The 15,846-nt window shown below is 70.4% G+C and carries 12 protein-coding genes; 9 read left to right on the plus strand and 3 right to left on the minus strand.

All coding sequences use genetic code 11. The features are described 5' to 3' along the window. Window positions 1-4: 4 nt before the first annotated feature. Window positions 5-703 (plus strand): VWA domain-containing protein, encoded by a 699-nt coding sequence (locus G6045_RS01775; protein WP_328707628.1) that lies wholly within the window; start codon window positions 5-7, stop codon window positions 701-703. Window positions 704-726: 23 nt separating this feature from the next. Then, window positions 727-966 (plus strand): hypothetical protein, encoded by a 240-nt coding sequence (locus G6045_RS01780; RefSeq protein ID WP_165329940.1) that lies wholly within the window; start codon window positions 727-729, stop codon window positions 964-966. Window positions 967-1,122: 156 nt separating this feature from the next. Here G6045_RS01780 and G6045_RS01785 read toward each other — a convergent pair whose 3' ends face one another. After that, window positions 1,123-2,169: a DNA-directed RNA polymerase subunit alpha gene (locus tag G6045_RS01785; protein ID WP_165329941.1), complete on the minus strand. Its 1,047-nt coding sequence runs from the start codon at window positions 2,167-2,169 to the stop codon at window positions 1,123-1,125. A 517-nt stretch (window positions 2,170-2,686) separates the two neighbouring features. On the opposite strand from G6045_RS01785, the gene G6045_RS01790 reads away from it, so the two are divergent. From G6045_RS01790 to G6045_RS01820, 7 genes are all read left to right on the plus strand, one after another. Further along, window positions 2,687-3,628, plus strand: coding sequence for a hypothetical protein (locus G6045_RS01790; RefSeq protein ID WP_165329942.1), 942 nt, complete (start codon window positions 2,687-2,689; stop codon window positions 3,626-3,628). A gap of 352 nt (window positions 3,629-3,980) precedes the next feature. Then, window positions 3,981-4,469, plus strand: coding sequence for a DUF6301 family protein (locus G6045_RS01795; protein ID WP_235967423.1), 489 nt, complete (start codon window positions 3,981-3,983; stop codon window positions 4,467-4,469). Further along, window positions 4,466-4,909 carry a TY-Chap domain-containing protein gene (locus G6045_RS01800; RefSeq protein WP_165329944.1) on the plus strand — a complete coding sequence of 148 codons (444 nt, stop codon included), beginning with the start codon at window positions 4,466-4,468 and terminating at the stop codon, window positions 4,907-4,909. The genes G6045_RS01795 and G6045_RS01800 overlap by 4 nt, the downstream gene beginning before the upstream one ends. A 21-nt stretch (window positions 4,910-4,930) precedes the next feature. Next, a complete protein-coding gene (locus tag G6045_RS41125) occupies window positions 4,931-7,399 on the plus strand; it encodes a hypothetical protein (RefSeq protein ID WP_235967425.1) in 2,469 nt (822 codons plus the stop codon). A gap of 95 nt (window positions 7,400-7,494) precedes the next feature. Then, window positions 7,495-10,836, plus strand: coding sequence for a WD40 repeat domain-containing serine/threonine protein kinase (locus G6045_RS01810; protein WP_165329945.1), 3,342 nt, complete (start codon window positions 7,495-7,497; stop codon window positions 10,834-10,836). 114 nt (window positions 10,837-10,950) lie between these two features. Further along, complete coding sequence (locus G6045_RS01815) at window positions 10,951-13,317, plus strand: AAA family ATPase (protein WP_165329946.1); 2,367 nt, start codon at window positions 10,951-10,953, stop codon at window positions 13,315-13,317. Further along, on the plus strand, window positions 13,317-14,663 hold the full coding sequence (locus G6045_RS01820; RefSeq protein ID WP_165329947.1) for a protein kinase domain-containing protein: 1,347 nt from the start codon (window positions 13,317-13,319) through the stop codon (window positions 14,661-14,663). The genes G6045_RS01815 and G6045_RS01820 overlap by 1 nt, the downstream gene beginning before the upstream one ends. Window positions 14,664-14,708: 45 nt before the next feature. Here G6045_RS01820 and G6045_RS01825 read toward each other — a convergent pair whose 3' ends face one another. Next, window positions 14,709-15,119 carry a hypothetical protein gene (locus tag G6045_RS01825; protein ID WP_206343171.1) on the minus strand — a complete coding sequence of 137 codons (411 nt, stop codon included), beginning with the start codon at window positions 15,117-15,119 and terminating at the stop codon, window positions 14,709-14,711. Between the two features lie 10 nt (window positions 15,120-15,129). Next, complete coding sequence (locus G6045_RS01830; protein WP_165329948.1) at window positions 15,130-15,726, minus strand: hypothetical protein; 597 nt, start codon at window positions 15,724-15,726, stop codon at window positions 15,130-15,132. Between the last annotated feature and the right edge of the window lie 120 nt (window positions 15,727-15,846).

Here is a 15,846-nt window from a genome sequence, read left to right on the forward strand (position 1 = left end):
AACCGTGGTGGCGCAAGTGATGAGGTTGGCGGCTCGGGCTTGCCGTCTGAGGAAAGGGCAGTCCAAGGTCGTCCTGGTGTTGTCCGGGGATTACCGGCATCCGTTCGAGGGGGAGCGGATCCGGCGAACGGTGCGTCGATCAGTACGCATCGCAGAGGCCTTGGATTCGAGCCTGCCGGACGTCTGGATCTACGGGGCCGACTGCCACCGTCTCCCTGCGATCCAGAGCGGCGCTCTTGAGACGTGGATCGCGGACTGGGCAGTCCTGGCGAGGAGCCCCGTATTCGGCGAGATCACGGAGAGCGGCAATCCGCTGGCCCGTTCAGTGCGGAAGTACGGGTTGTTCAAAGGCGGCAGTGTCGCCGGAGCGATGGAGGTGCTGCGGAAGGAATATGAGACCTCCCGGGTGCCGGTCCTTGTGCTCTTCCACGTGGAGTCGATGGAGGGTGAGGACAGGAGTGTTGCCAGGCAGTTGGAGAAGGCGTCGGGCAAACCGCTGTTCTGGCAGTTCCTCGCCCAGTTGGACGGGACGTCCTATTCGGTGCTGAACCGGTTGGACGACGTGCGCCGGGAACGCCCGATGATCACGAACGCGCATTACAGCGACTCTTGGAACATGGACATATCGGCCGGGTTCGACACGTTCCAACAGTTTGCGATGATCAAGCCCTATGCGCGCTGGGCGAGGGAGTCCCGTCGATAAGTGGGCCTGGCAGGCTCGAAGCCATGTCCGAGCAGCTTGCCGGCGACGCAGCGCCGGACGATCCCCTGCGCGAGTACGTGCCGCTGTATCCCGAGGTGGTTCAGGCGGGTTCCTTGCAGAACGCGCTGCAGGCGGTGGCTGATCGCGTGGGTCACCAGCTCCCGATCGAGCTGACGTCCTCGCCAGGCCGTCGCGGCAATCCTCGCGGGCCTGCCCAACGACGCGGTACCACGACCTTGATCGTCATCAAGGTAACCAGGTGAGGCGTCTACCGGATCCGGTAGACGCCTCACCCTGCTTGAGGTGAAGGTCGTTCCAGCAGGGCGGGCCGTTCGGTCACGGGCGGCTCGTGCCCGCAGCGGTGGTGGGTGCGGACGGTGTGGTGAACGGCCGTCCGCACAGGCGGATCTTCGGTTGATTTAGTACTGCTCGGTTTCGATGAAACCGGTGTCTGCGTCGTCGGTGTGGGTGCCGTAGGTGTCGGGGCCGGGGTTGTAGGTGTCGGCTGCGGTGGTGGGGTCGAATCCGGGCGGGCTGTCCTTGAGGCCCATGCCCATGCCGGCCAGCTTGGCCTTGACCTCGTCGATGGACTTCGCACCGAAGTTGCGTACGTCGAGGAGGTCGGCTTCGGAGCGGGCGACGAGTTCGCCGACGGTGTGGATGCCTTCGCGCTTGAGGCAGTTGTAGGAGCGGACGCTGAGGTCCAGTTCCTCGATGGCCAGGGCGAGGTCGGCGGCGAGGGCGGTGTCGACGGGGGAGGGGCCCATGTCGATGCCCTCGGCGTCGATGTTCAACTCCCGCGCCAGACCGAACAGTTCCACGAGCGTCTTGCCGGCGGATGCCATGGCGTCGCGGGGGCGCATGGCCTGCTTGGTCTCGATGTCGACGATGAGCTTGTCGAAGTCGGTGCGCTGCTCGACTCGGGTCGCCTCGACCTTGTAGGTGACCTTGAGGACCGGGCTGTAGATGGAGTCGACCGGGATGCGGCCGATCTCCTGGCCGACCTGCTTGTTCTGCACGGCGGAGACATAGCCGCGACCGCGCTCGACGGTCAGCTCCATCTCCAGCTTGCCCTTGCCGTTCAGCGTCGCGAGCACCAGGTCGAGGTTGTGGACCTCGACGCCGGCGGGCGGGGCGATGTCCGCGGCGGTGACGACGCCGGGGCCTTGCTTGCGCAGGTAGAGCACGACCGGTTCGTCGTGCTCGGAGGACAGGTCGAGCTGCTTGATGTTCAAGATGAGGTCGGTGACGTCGTCCTTGACGCCCGGCACGGTGGTGAACTCGTGCAGCACGCCCTCGATACGCACGCTGGTGACCGCGGCGCCCGGGATCGAGGACAGCAGCGTACGGCGCAGAGAATTGCCGAGCGTGTAGCCGAAGCCCGGCTCGAGGGGCTCGATCACGAACCGGGAACGGAACTCGTCGACGACCTCTTCGGTCAGCGAAGGGCGCTGAGCGATCAGCATGCGGTGGTGCCTCCAGACTCCGGCGCCCCCTGATGCGACGCCATGGACACTGCACGCTACCGGCAATCCGACCCCACCCGACGCCGCACCGCCCACACACCCGGACACAGAACCGTCCCGAGCGACCAACCGTCGCGAGCGCTGTCCCGGCAGTTTGTACGGAGCCACTCACCGCGGCACGTGCGGGAGATGTGGACGCCTTCGCGGACGAGTAGGCGTTCATCTGTGGACCCTCCGCTGTACGCCGCCCTGCCCGCGGGGCCGCGCGAACTTGCGGGAAATGACCGGGACTTGGTGCCTTTTCACTGCTGTGTGGCAGCTCTTCATGGCCTTGTCGAGACGACTTGCAAGCACTGTCCGGCTCCGCCGGACGGCTATCGTCCACGTGCGCGCGTGGATTAAGGTCGTGGCGGGATCGGGGTGTTCATGCTCCCGATGGGGCGGACCACGCGGTTCAGTGGCGCCTACGGCCCAGGTTGAGCGAGAAGCGTGCGGGCCTCGCCCGGATCGGGGGACCGTGCCCAAGGACAACTCCGTCGCGCGCCACCGTCAGGCTCGCCTCTTCGCCGACTGCGTCGGCATCGGTTTCGCCGAGGCCCTGCGCCGCCTGGACGACGCCCGCACTGCGGCCCGCGACCACCGGCACGGGTCGCCGAACATGGCCTTCCTCACCCGTGAGCCCTACAGCGGCGGCCACACCGTGGACACCGACCTCGCCGCCCGCGTGGTCGGAGCCGCGGGGGACAGGTGCCGCCACTGCCAGATCATGTGGTCGGTCGAGGCCCTGGACCACCGGCCTACCGTGGCCGCCCTCGCCGGGAGCGTGTTCGGGTTCCTGCCCAAGGCCGGGAGGGTGCGGGACTCCACCGTGCGATGGGCCGTCCTGGCCCGGCGCGCACGCGCCGACCGGGGCGACTCCGCGGCCGCCTCGGCGGTGTGGGAGGCCGTCGAGGCGATGGAGGTCCCACAGGTGTACGGGCTGCTCGAGGACGGGCTCCGCGTGCGGACCATCAAGTGGCCTGTCGTCGTTCATCACAGCGACTTCGGCGATGCCTGGGACGGCGAACCCCGCTATCAAGTGACCGTGGCGTCCGCGGAGGATGGCAGTCCCCAGGTGCCCGCGCTCGGGCTCGGACACGAGGCCGGCCGGGCAGGGCTGGCCCACCTGCGCGAGGTAGGCCTGCCCAACTCGGACGGGGACCGTGAGCCCGTCATGGACCCCAGGTGGGAGGTGCGGGTCAGCCTCGGAGCCCGGGCGTTGAAGGCGATCGTCCGCGTCGACGACGAGGGGCGCGACGACCTCGTGCTGTGGGAGGCCGCCAAGCCCGTCCCGTTGACCGCCCGCTGGTGGGACCTGCTCGACCGTACACAGCACGTCGTGGTCTTCGGTCCTTACGCAGTGGGCGCCCCCGAGGCCCCCGAGCGTGTCGCCGTCGTCGCTCGGGTCAAGTTTTGGTGAGTCGTCGGAGTACGGCAAAAACCACTGCGGGACCGGGTGATTGGCCAATGGCGCGCTCCCCGTAGCCACCCGCGCTGATGTCCTGAGTGAGACTCTCCTCCCGCCCTTGTTGTGGCCTGGCCAATCCGGCCTCCGGACGACCAAGTAGCCTGTAGGGCCCGATCTGTGACGGATCATTCGGCGCGAGGGCCTGCACGTGGTTCGTGTGGCCTCTGTCCTCCACGTGAGGAAGTGCCTCGACGAACAGCGAAGTGTCAGCCGGTGCGGCATGGCCGCGTGGAGCGTGAGGAGGGCAGGGGGCGGGCCGATGAGGGTGCCGTGCCTCTGGGGGCGTATGACGCAATGGCGGACGTTGAGTGATGCCGAAGTGGTCGAATTCGCGGCGCGGTTGCGCTCGTTGGACTGCACATGGGAGTTGGGCGGCACGCCCATGGCGAGGCGGTCGGCGCAGTTCCCTCGTCAGGCGCTGATGATCCGGCCGCGCTGGGAGTTGCTCGACACCGGGTTCAAGAGGACCACACGCGCCGCCACCCGTAGGGGGAGTGCGCAGGACGGGCAGCTGGTGGAGCGCGTGCAGCTGCGCCTGACCGACTACACGGTCGAATGGGACCTGCCGCTGGACGCGTTCGTGAGGATGGCCGCCGCGCTGGGCACGTCGCTGGGCGCGCCGACGGACCGCAGGCCGGGTGCGGATGCCGAGATCCACTGGGCCGGTGCGGACACCACCGTGGTACTGCGTAAAGCGGGAAGCGCGGTGTACCTGGAGCTGGCGACCAACAACCGGCTGGCCCTCGACGAGGAACTTCGGCAGATGGACGCGTACGAAGAGGGGCTGCTGTGACGGGTTGGGACGGGTTCGGCGAGGCTCTCGCCGAGGAGCTGGCGTCGCTGTCCTCCGGTTCGGTGCTGATCATCAGAGAGGCCGGGCAGACAGGCAGGTACGCGCAGTTCCTGCAGAGTGACACCACGGTCGAGGCCGAACTGGTCGGCGACCATCACCTCGACCCCGCACTGCGCGCCGGGGAATCGGGCAGCAGGCTGATCGCCGATGCGGGCTGGAAGCCGCCTGAGGACACCGTCTACGGGCACAACTGGTGGGCGGAGCTGCCCTGGCCGTCGCCTTCGGCCGCGTACCGCGAACTCGCGGCGATGACCGTGACCGGGTTGGGCGACGGCCTGCGGATCACGGGACCGCAGGCGCTCGTCTACGAGGCATGGGACGGGCGCAGGGGCAATCGTTCTCTGAACTTGCCCCGCCTGGGCCTGACCCCGCAGACCTGACGAAGGGCGGCGAGCGGGGCCATGTCCGCACAGGACGCGAAGGTGCGACGGCTGGCGCGGCTCGCCGCACAGGTCGACTGGGCGAAGGTGGTCGATCCCTACAGCACCGAGCGGTACGGCCCACAGGTGCTGGATGAGCTCTGGTCGGCCGACCGCAACACGGCCGACGAGATGTGCACGAGTCTGTACTACGTGGCCGTCGGCGACGGCAGTTCGGTGCGGGCTGCGGCCGCCGAGATACTGCCGTTCCTCGTCGAGGCCGCCCGGGATCCGGCCGTGACGGTGCGCGCCGACATCCTGCAGACGATCGCCGAGATCGCCGAGACCGGCAACACCACCCCCACCGCGGAGGTCGCCCCGCTCCTCAAGGGCAAGTGGCGTCCGACCGTCGACCCGGCGTGGCCGCCCGCCTGGGAGCGCGCCGCCGACGGGCTGCTGCCGCTGCTCGACGAAGAGGACGGCCTCATCCGCGCAGGAGCGGTCCGCGCACTCGCACAGTCGGGCGCCCACGCGGACACCCTCATCCCCGTCCTGCAGGCGCGCTTCGAGAACGAACCGGACCTGTGGCCGGCCGAACGCTTCGTGCTGGCCGTCGGCGAGCTCGCCCGCTACGCCGTCCGGCAACGCGAAGAGGCCCTGGCATGGCTGCGGTCGCGTACGACCGACGAAGGCAAGGGCGAGGAGCCCGACTTCGACGAGGACATCGACGCCTGGATCGCGTGGGACGACGAAGTCCGCCACGACGTCCGGCTTCACGCCGTTCAGGCGCTGCGCCGCGCGCTGCCCGGCCATACCGACCCTTGCTACGCCCGCGTCACCACCGACGCACTGCTTGCCTCCGCCGGAGCCTCTGTCGATCTTCCCGCGCAGTACGTCGCGACGCGGATCGACGTCATCACCGAAGCCGACCGACGGCTCGGTGCGGACCTCCCCGGACGACTCGCCCTCGCCCACGTGCTGTTGGGACACGACCACGCGGCAACGCGCGCGGGCGGCCTGAGGGTCGCTGCCGCACTGATGTCCCGCTGGCGCTCCGCGGAACCCGATCTCGTGCCGGCCGTGGCGGGGCTCGTGGACGACACAGATGTGGACAACCGCCTGTTCGCATTGCGGGTGCTCGCCATGTGCGGCGCGGCTGCGCACCCGTGGGCCGACCGCATCGCCGCCCACCTCGCCGCGGCGGACGAGGCCCACGCATCGGTGCGGGAGCACGCCAGTTGGGCGCTGAGCCGTATCGGCGACGACCGCTGCGTGCCCTCCCTCGCTGAATTGCTCGCCGCCCGCGGAGAATTCACCAGCGGCCACGGCGGTTCGACCGAGCGAGGTTGGAAAGCCGGCGACCTGAGCCTCGCCGAGGCGCTCGCCCCCTTCGCCGCGCACACCGACGTACTCCTCGACCCGCTCCTGGCCCGCCTTGCGGCCTCGGCGCAGCACCCGCACTCGTACTACTCGATCCTGCGCCGATGGCACCGGGACGCAGGTCGGGTCGTCCCGCGGCTGATCGAACTCCTCGATGACGACGAGACGTTGATGGCCGCCGCGCACGCCCTGCTCCGGATGGACCGCGGTGCCGTCGCCGTCGCCCATCGTGACCGGTTGCGCCGGCGACTTAGGGACCCCGCGGCCTCGGAGTACCCGGACCTCGCCTCCATCAGTCCTTTCGAGTACCACGCCCTCACCGGGGACGACGAGCCCGTACGCGCCCTGCTGCGCTCGACCGACCCCAGCGGCTTCCCGAAACCCGGCCCCGAACTGCCTGAGCCCACCCTGCTCCGAGCCTGCGTCACTCTCGGCGGTTCGCTCGGGGTCTCGGCGGCAGACGGACTGCGCGAGTTGTTCCGCGAGGCGCTGAGCAGGAAGCCCGACCGCTGGTCCGATGCGCCGGAGGGCGCCGTGGAACGGGCCCGGGCGCTGTGGCGGGTCACCGGTGATCCGGAGGAAGTGCTGCCCGGACTGCAGGAGTTGACTGCGCGCAGCGCGTCCGATGTCTACCCGACCCCCGGCGGTGTAGAGGCCCTGCTGCTCTTCGCCGAGGTCGCCGCCATGCGTCCTCCCGTCGCGGCACCTGTCGCGCGGCAGCTGTCCGCCACCGCCAGGGCGCGGATCAGGCACGGCAACCGCTTCGACGCGATGAAGGCCGTCCGGAGCCTGTGGCAGCTCACCTCCGACCCCCAGCAGGTCGTCCAGGCTCTGATCGACCTCGTCGGCATCTGCCCGCCACCCGGCAGCGCCCGCCCCACCATCCTCGACCCCCTGCACCTCCTCGCCGAGGTCGCCGCCGTCGACCCGGCGTCCGTCACCCCGGCCCTACCTGTCCTGCACACCCTCCTCGAGACGGACGAACGTCCCGTACGCCATGACCAATGGGGCGCGGTCCGCGATGACGACGCCTTGTGCGCGGCGGTTCGGGCCGTACTGGATGCCGCTGCCGTGCGGGACGCCACCAACGCCGAGGACACCGCAGGACAGGAGAGCGTGCCGGGCGCCTGAGGGGACGCCGGGTTCCGCGGAGTGGATGCCTTGCGAGCGGTGCAGGTGGCAGGGTTGATCACCAGTGGAGTACGCGATGGCACGGGGGAGTTGTGGTGCAGGGGCGTTGGCTGGAGCCGTATGTCGTGGACGGGCAGTACGAGGTGTGGATGGTCCATGAGCAGGGAGGCATGGGCCTGGTCCACCGCGTGAAGCACCTCGAGTGGGGCGTCATGCTGGCCATGAAGTCGCCCCGCCCGGAGCTGCTCGCCGGTGCGGGTTTCCTCGACCGGTTCGTGGCCGAGGCCGAGACCTGGGTGTCCCTCGGGCTGCATCCGCATGTGTGCGGCTGCCATTACGTGCGCACGATCGACGGCGTACCGCGTGTCTTCTCCGAGTACGTCAGCGGCGGCAGCGTTGCCGACTGGATCGGTGACGGGCGGCTGCACGAGGGCCGGCCCGCCGAAGTCCTGGCCCGTATCGCCGACTTCGCCATCCAGGTCGCCTGGGGTCTCGACTACGCGCACAGCCGCGGTCTCGTGCACCAGGACGTCAAGCCCGGCAACGTACTCGTCGACCTCGACGACACGGTCAAGGTCACCGACTTCGGTCTCGCCCGGGCCCTTGCGAGCACCGCCGCGAGCACCCAGCCCGGAGGTGAGCAGGACGAGGGCTCCCTCCTCGTCACCCACGCCGGCCTCACCCTCGCCTACGCCTCGCCCGAACAGGCCGCCGGCGAACGCGTCAGCCGCCGCACCGATGTGTACAGCTTCGGCGTCCTGGTCCTCGAGATGTTCACCGGCGAGGTGACCTGGCTGGCCGGTCCCGCCGCGGGAGAGGCCCTGGCCGCGTACCGGGCCGACAACGAGGACGGGCCGCCGATGCCGTACGGCATCGGGGCTCTCCTCGCCCGCTGTCTGCGCCAGGACCCCGCCCGCCGGCCGGCCTCGCTGGCGGACGTGGCGGACGTACTGACCGGCCTGTACGAGGACATGACCGGTGCCCCCTACCCCCGTGCACGACCGGCCGGGGCCGATCTGCGCGCCGACGAGCTGAACAACCGTGCCCTGTCGCTCCTCGACCTCGGACGTTCCGCCGACGCGGAGGAGGCCTTCGCGGCCGCGCTCGCCGCGGACCCGCGTCATCTTGTCGCGACGTACAACCAGGGCCTGCATCAGTGGCGGCAGGGCAAGCTGCTCGACGACGAATTCGTCGCCGCACTGGAAAGCCTGCGTGCGGATACCGCTACCGACGCCTGGCAGGCCCGCCATCTCCTGGCCCAGGTCCACCTGGAGCGCGGCGATCACGGCAGCGTCGAGCCGCTCCTGGACGAAATGGACCGTGCCCGCCCCCGTACCGAGGAGGCCGCGGCGCTCCGTTCCGCGCTCGGCGCCGGCCAGGGCACCACGGACCGCTCCCAACCGCTGCCCTGGAAGGAAATCTGGACGGGCAGGCCCCGGCGCGTGCGGCTGTACCCGGACGGGAGTTGGGCGCTGGCCGGCGGACCCGGCGGCCAGGTTCAGCTCTGGCACCTGCCGACCGGCGAAGCCCACCGCACCCTCACCGGCCACGACACGGACATCGTCGCCGTCGACGCCACGTCCCGCCGAGCCGTCACCGCCGATGCCGGCGGCGTCGTACGGCAGTGGGATCTGCCCGAGGACCGCCGGCTCGGCGTCAAGCGGCTGCCGCAGGTCGGCGAGGTGCGCCTGACCCCCGACGCCCGCACCGTCGTGGCGCTGGCCGGCGAACGCCTCACCGCCTGGGACTTCCCCGACGGACAGCCTTACGTCATCACCTCGCAGGACGGCTTCACCGCATTCGACGTGAGCAACGACCGCGCCCTCACCCTCACCGGCGACGGCGTCGTTCAGGCCTGGGACCTCGCCTCACGCAGCCTCCTGTGGACCATGCCGCAGCACCGTCATCAGGTCGACACCGTCGCCCTCAGCCGCGACGGCCGACGTGCCGTCGTCGCCGCGATCAACAGCCCACGGCGACACGAGCTCAAGGTGTGGGACATCGACCAGGGCCGTGAGATTGCCACGATGACCGCCCCCGGCTGGACGGTCACGACGCTCGCCCTCAGCCCGGACGGCCGTTACGCGCTTTCCGGGGTCGAGGACGAGAGCCGCGTACGCCTGTGGGATCTGGACCGAGGCCGCTGTCTGCGCACCTTCGAAGGCCACAACACCCGCTTCGGGGAACTGCGGCTGCGACTCGGCGACCGCGAGGCGACGATCATGGACCTGGACGACGCGCGGTGGCTGCAGTGGGACCCCCCGGGCACGTTCACCGCCACCCCGGTGCTCGGCAGGCCCCGGCGCCAGGCCGACCTCGACCGCCACGGACGCTGGAGTGCCGCCCTCCTGGCCGGCGCCGAGAAGGCCCTTGCCGCAGGCCGGACTTCGGTGGCGGTGGATTTGGTGCAGCGCGCCAGGGCCGTGCCCGGGCACGCCAGTGATCCGCGGGCGATGGAACTGTGGCGGGTCCTCGGCACCAAGACGGTGCGCTCCGGGGTGCGGTCGGTGCGTGCGGCATGGGAGCTGACGGACATCCAGTCGGTGGGGTCGGTGGCGATCTCCCCGGACGGTGTGAAGGTGTGTGCGTCGGGCGGCGGGCAGGTCCGGCTGTGGGACACGACGACCGGGGTGCAGCTCGCGGCCTGGAAGGACGACGGCACGGGCACGGTCGCGCTCCTGTCGGACGGGCGTCGGGTGGTGGCCAGCGGGAATCGGCGGATCGTCATGCGGTCGGCTCCGCACGGCCACTGGCCCGTAGTGCTGAACACGGATCCGAGCGACGGCCTGCGGGGCCGTCGCGGTACGGGGGCGACGGGGGATCGCGGAACGGCGTCGGTGAGTGCGGACGGGTTGGTCCTGACGGCTTGCCTGGACGGCGAGTTGCGGCTGTGGGACCTGGCGGCCGGCGATTTGATACGGACGCTGCCGGGCGGTCAGTCCAACAGCGTGTGGCTCAGCGCCGATGCGCGGCGTGCGGTGTCCGCCGGCTTCGACGGCACGCTGCACATCTGGGACATGGAGTCCGGGACGGAAGTGACCGCCCCGCACCCAGGTGTCTGGGTGACGTCGGTGTGCCTGAGCGCCGACGGCCGGATCGTGCTGAGCTCCGGGCATCACGGGGACTGGACGCTGTGGGTGACCGACGCGACGACCGGAGCGTTCGTGCGGGGCCTGAGCAAGGAGCGGGACGACGAGGACGTGGTATGGACGGTGCGGCTCAGCTCGGACGGGCTGTTCGCGTTCTCGGGGGACGAGGAAGGCGATGTGCGGATCTGGGAGATCGCCACGGGACGGCACATCCGGACCCTGGAAGGTCATACGGGGCAGGTCAACGGCCTGGCGCTGACACCGGACGACCGCTACCTGCTGTCGGGCAGCGAGGACGGCAGCGTGCGGTTGTGGGAGCTGGACTGGGAGCTGACGGCCGCAAAGTGATGTTCAGCGGGCGGCGTTGGCGTGTGTGAATGGTGCGGGACGGGGGCGGGGCCCGATGGTCGCGTTCGGGATGGGGGATGAGGATCCGTTGGTCGCGGCAGATGGAGGTGCGCCATGAGCGGCGGCATGGGCGGGGACTCCGCCTACGCCGACAGTGTGCTGTTCGTGCTGGGCCGGGCGCTCGTCGAGGCGCGTTCCGGCCGGGCGCGCGAGGTCGAGCCGGACCACCTGCTGGTGGGGATAGGCACGTTGTGCCGTCCTGATCTGGCGGCGATCCTCGCGCGCGGTCAGCAGGAGCCGGCGGTACGGGAGTCGATCGAGGCCGATGCGCAGCGCGTCATGGAGTCCTTCGCCCGCGCCGGGATCAGTCCCCGCAGGCTGCGCCGGAGTCTGCGCGAGGCACTGGTCGTCGAGGGCGGACCCGGCGCGGGCGAGCGCCCGCTGAGCCGCGCCACCCGCCGGGCCTTGCGCCGAGCCACGGAACTGGCGGGCCCGGAGAAGGCCGGCGCCGTGCATCTGCTGCAAGCCGTGCTCGACGAACTCACGCCCGTGGGCCGTCACGTCCTCAAGACGTACGGGATCAGCAACGCCAGCGCGGCGTTCTTCCCCGAGGTGCCCGACACCCCGCATCTCGACCTCTACGGACGCGACTTGAGCGCCCTGGCCCGGGCCGGCAAGCTGCCCAGGCTCATCGGCCGCGGCACCGAGCTGCGTACCCTCGCCCGCATCCTCATCCGACAGCGCAAGGCGAACGCAGTTCTCGTCGGCCACGCAGGCACCGGCAAGACCGGCATCGTCGAAGGCCTCGCCCAGCGGCTCGTGTCGCCCGGCGCCCCCGCCGAGCTGGCCGGGGCGCGGATCGTGGAGCTGTCCATGTCGGCGCTGCTGGCGGGCGCGCAATACCGCGGCGAGTTCGAGGCGCGGATGCAAGCAGTCCTGGCCGAGGCGCGGGACGCGCCGGACGTGATCCTCTTCATCGACGAGCTGCACACCGTCCTGCGGGCCGGAGGACGCGGGGCGAGCGACGCCGCCAACGTCCTCAAACCCGCGCTGGCCCGGGGCGAGTTGCGGTGCATCGGGGCCACGACGCCCGGCGAATACCGCCGCGACATCGAGGACGATCCGGCGCTGCAGCGTCGCTTCGAGGTCGTCTGGGTCGACGAGCCCGACCGGGACGAGGCGGTGGCGATACTCAACGGCGTTGCCGCATCGTTCGCCGCGCACCACGGCGTACGGATCGAGCCGGAGGCGGTGGAGGCGGCCGTGGATCTGGCCATCCGTCATCTGCCCGATCAGCGACTGCCGGACAAGGCCATCGACGCCCTTGACCAGGCGTGCGCGGCGGCCCGTATCCGCACGCTGAGTCCGGACGCCGAGCCGGAGCCGGCGCAGCCGATCGGCCGGGACGAGGTGGCGGCGGTCGTCGCCGAACGGGCCAGGCTGCCGCTGCACCAGGTGGCGCGTGCGGAGGCGGACCGGCTGCTCGCGATGGAGGAGCATCTGCGCCGCCGCGTGGTCGGGCAGGACGAGGCCGTACGGGCCGTGGCCGAGGCGGTGCGCACCGGCCGGTCGGGTCTCGGCGATGCGCGGCGACCTGTGGGGGTGCTGCTCTTCGCGGGGCCGACCGGCACGGGGAAGACGGAACTGGCCAAGGCACTCGCTGAGTTCCTCTTCGCCGACGAGCGGCGGCTGGTGCGTATCGACCTGTCCGAGTACAAGGAACGGCACGCCGTTTCACGGCTGCTCGGTGCGCCACCGGGATACGTCGGGCATGACCGCGAGGGACAGCTGAGCGGTCCGCTCCGGGACCATCCGCACAGCGTGGTGCTCTTCGACGAGGTGGAGAAGGCGCATCCGGAAGTCCTGGACGTACTGCTGCAGATCTGCGACGAGGGTCGGTTGACGGATGCGCGCGGGCGGCGGGTGCCGTTCTCCGAGGCGGTCGTGATCCTTACGTCGAATCTGGGCACAGGGGTGGCCGCGCGGCCGACGGGCGGCTTCGGATTCGCGGGGCCGCCGCCGGTCGCCGTCGCGTCCCCGGCCGGAACGGGCGCGCCCGCAGACGGGGGCGGCCCGCGCGCCGACGGACCCGGTCACGAGGACCCCGCGCACCGGCCGGTTCTCGACGCCCTGCGCCGGCACCTGCGTCCCGAACTCCTGGGCCGGATCGCCCGGATCGTCGTGTTCTCCCCGCTGTCCGGCGCCGATCTGGAACCCGTGCTCGACAAGATCCTCGAGCGCGTCCACACGCGCCTGGCCGCCCGCGCCGTCACCCTGACCCTCACCCCCGCGGCCCGTGCCCTGCTTTTGCGCCACGGCAGCGACCGCCGGGCCGGCGCACGCTTCCTGGAACAGTCCGTCGACCGCCTTCTCGTCCAGCCCCTGGCCCGCGCCCTCCTGAGCGGCGACATCCCCGACGGAGCGCTGGTCCGTGCGGACGCCGCGGGCCAGGCACTGACCTTCGTAACGGAGCAGCCCTGATGACGCCGCCACCCGCCACCGTCAAGCTCACGGTCGTCAAGGGACGGCTCGATCCGGCCGAGTACGTCTACGACGGCCGCGCCACCTGCGTCATCGGCCGCGCCGCCGACTGCTCGCCGCAGCTGCCGAACGACGAGCACCATCGCACCGTCTCCCGCCACCATTGCCTCATCGACATCAACCCGCCCGACATCCGCATACGTGACTTCGGCAGCCTCAACGGGACCTACGTGAACGGCGAGAAGATCGGCCAACGCCGTGAAGGGCTCACCCCCGCCGAGGCCGCGGGCGACTCCTACCCCGAACACGATCTGGCCGACGGCGACGAGATCCGTATCGGCGAGACCGTGCTGCGTGTCGGTGTCACGCAAGCGCAGTCCACCCGGGTCCTGGGGGCCTGTGCCCGATGCGGCCGCGAGGTGGGCGGCGCCGGCCGGGACGGCGAAGTGCTGTGCGCCGTCTGCCAGTCGGAACCCGCCGCCGTGCTGAGGCAGCTGCTCGAGCAGGCGAAGGGCGGGCGCGCCGACCTGAAGGCCATCCACGGATACACGGTGCTGCGCGAGCTCGGCCGAGGCGGAATGGGCGCGGTGTATCTGGCGCGGCACGAGTCGACCGGCGAGCAGGTGGCGCTCAAGGTGATGCTGCCCAAGGTCGCGGCGAACGCCACGGCCCGGGCCCGCTTCCTGCGCGAGGTGGGGCTGACCCGGGCGCTGCGCCATCCGCATGTGGTGGCGCTGCACGACGCGGGCTTCGCAGGCGGCACCTTCTATCTGACCACCGAGTACTGCACCGGCGGCAGCCTCGACCACCTCCTGGCCAAACGCGGCGGCCGCCTCCCCGCAGACGCGGCCGTCCCACTGGCCCTCCAGGCCCTGCGCGGACTGGAGCACGCTCATGAACAGGGCGTCATCCACCGCGATCTCACGCCGTCCAACATTCTGCTGGACGGCTCCATGACGGCGAAGATCGCGGACTTCGGCATCGGCAAGGCCTTCGACCAGGCCGGCCTCAGCGGCCTCACCCGGACCGGTGCCACGGCGGGCAAGCCGATGTTCATGCCACGCCGGCAGGTCGTCAACTTCCGCAAGGCGCCGCCCGCGGTGGACGTCTGGGCTCTCGCCGCCTGCCTCTACCACGCGCTCACCGGGAAGACACCCCGCGAGTTCCCTCCGGGGAAGGACCCCTGGCAGGTCGTCCTGCAGGAGCCGGCCGTACCCATTCGCCGACGCGATCCCGGTGTTCCGGTGCCGCTCGCGGATGTCATCGATCAGGCACTGCGGGAACGCCCGGAGATCGGCTTCCGGAGTGCGGCGGACTTCCGGATCGCGCTGGAGCAGGCCACGTAATCCCCGGAGATCCCCACCCGGAAGCGGCAGCTGCGCGCACGCTCCTCAGAAATACGCATCCACGGCTGCGCTCAACTCATCCGTCCACTCAACGGATGCCGGAGGCTCATACCCCGCAGCCCGCACATGCGCGACGAACTCGACCGGGATCACCAGCGGCTGCTGCGTCAGATACTCGATGGAGTCCACGCGCCACAGCCACACTCCGTCCGAATGCAGCGAGGGACCGCCGGGGATGTGCCGGTCCTCCTCGAAGAAGTGCGGCTCGGCGGTCATCACGTCGAAGACACCGGGCCCGCGGCGCAGGTAACTCAACACGGCGTCCCGGTCGGGCAGTTCCTCCGTGGCCACCGAGTCGTAGAACGACGGCAGATGGTCGTGCCGGCCCCCGTACATCTCCCGGTACATCCCCACGGTCTTCAACTCCACGGCGCCGTCCCCCTCTTCCTGATCCACGCTACGCAGGCTACGGGTGCGGGTCCGGCCAGGTGTCGGCCAGGGCGCGGTCGTCCGGGAACCGGGGGCCGGGGACCGTGTCATGGACGGGTCGGCCGTTCAGCCAGCAGATGGTGAAGTGGTCGGATTCGGTGTCCAGCAGGCAGCACACCCCACCGCCGGCGGCGGTCAGGTCGGTGAACACGGCGCGCATGTTGGGGGAGCGCTCGAACATCCGGCTCATGGAGGAGGTGGCCGCGCAGAAGTTCAGTGAGGCGTATCCCGGGTGGAATTGCGACGCGAACGTGACCGTCAGGTAGACGTAGCCGACCTGAATGCGGCCGAGCTCGTCGGGTTCGGTGGGGCGGCCGCCACGATCCTCAAGGACGGCGTCGTCGGGGGCGACCATGATGCTGGTGTCGAGTTGGAGCGTGGCGGCAGTGGAGCAGTCGACCGGATCGCTCTTGAACTGCGAGGTGTAAGGGACCTCGAGTCCGATGCCGCCGGGCAACGTGAGGGAGAGCGGCGGTACGTGGCGCTCGGGCGGTGCCAGCTCGGTGAGCGTGGTCAGCGCGGTGGCGACGTTCCGCGCGGGCACGAAGATCTCGTAGCTGTAGTCAAGTCCCATGCCGCGCCCCCGAAGCCCCTGCCCTGCCCTTTGGCCGAGCAGCAGCATCGTGGCATGGGCCCTGCCGTATGCGCGCGGGCATTTTCCCCGTGAGACCTTTCCTCTTGAGGCCTTCATCAG

It is taken from the genome of Streptomyces mesophilus (assembly GCF_011044995.1).
In the GTDB taxonomy this organism is placed as follows: domain Bacteria; phylum Actinomycetota; class Actinomycetes; order Streptomycetales; family Streptomycetaceae; genus Streptomyces; species Streptomyces mesophilus.

Coding starts and splice junctions, on each gene's coding strand:
- G6045_RS01780 (WP_165329940.1), top strand. CDS start 727: ATGTCCGAGCAGCTTGCCGGCGACGCAGCGCCGGACGATCCCCTGCGC.
- G6045_RS01785 (WP_165329941.1), bottom strand. CDS start 2,169: ATGCTGATCGCTCAGCGCCCTTCGCTGACCGAAGAGGTCGTCGACGAG.
- G6045_RS41125 (WP_235967425.1), top strand. CDS start 4,931: ATGTCCGCACAGGACGCGAAGGTGCGACGGCTGGCGCGGCTCGCCGCA.
- G6045_RS01815 (WP_165329946.1), top strand. CDS start 10,951: ATGAGCGGCGGCATGGGCGGGGACTCCGCCTACGCCGACAGTGTGCTG.
- G6045_RS01820 (WP_165329947.1), top strand. CDS start 13,317: ATGACGCCGCCACCCGCCACCGTCAAGCTCACGGTCGTCAAGGGACGG.
- G6045_RS01830 (WP_165329948.1), bottom strand. CDS start 15,726: ATGGGACTTGACTACAGCTACGAGATCTTCGTGCCCGCGCGGAACGTC.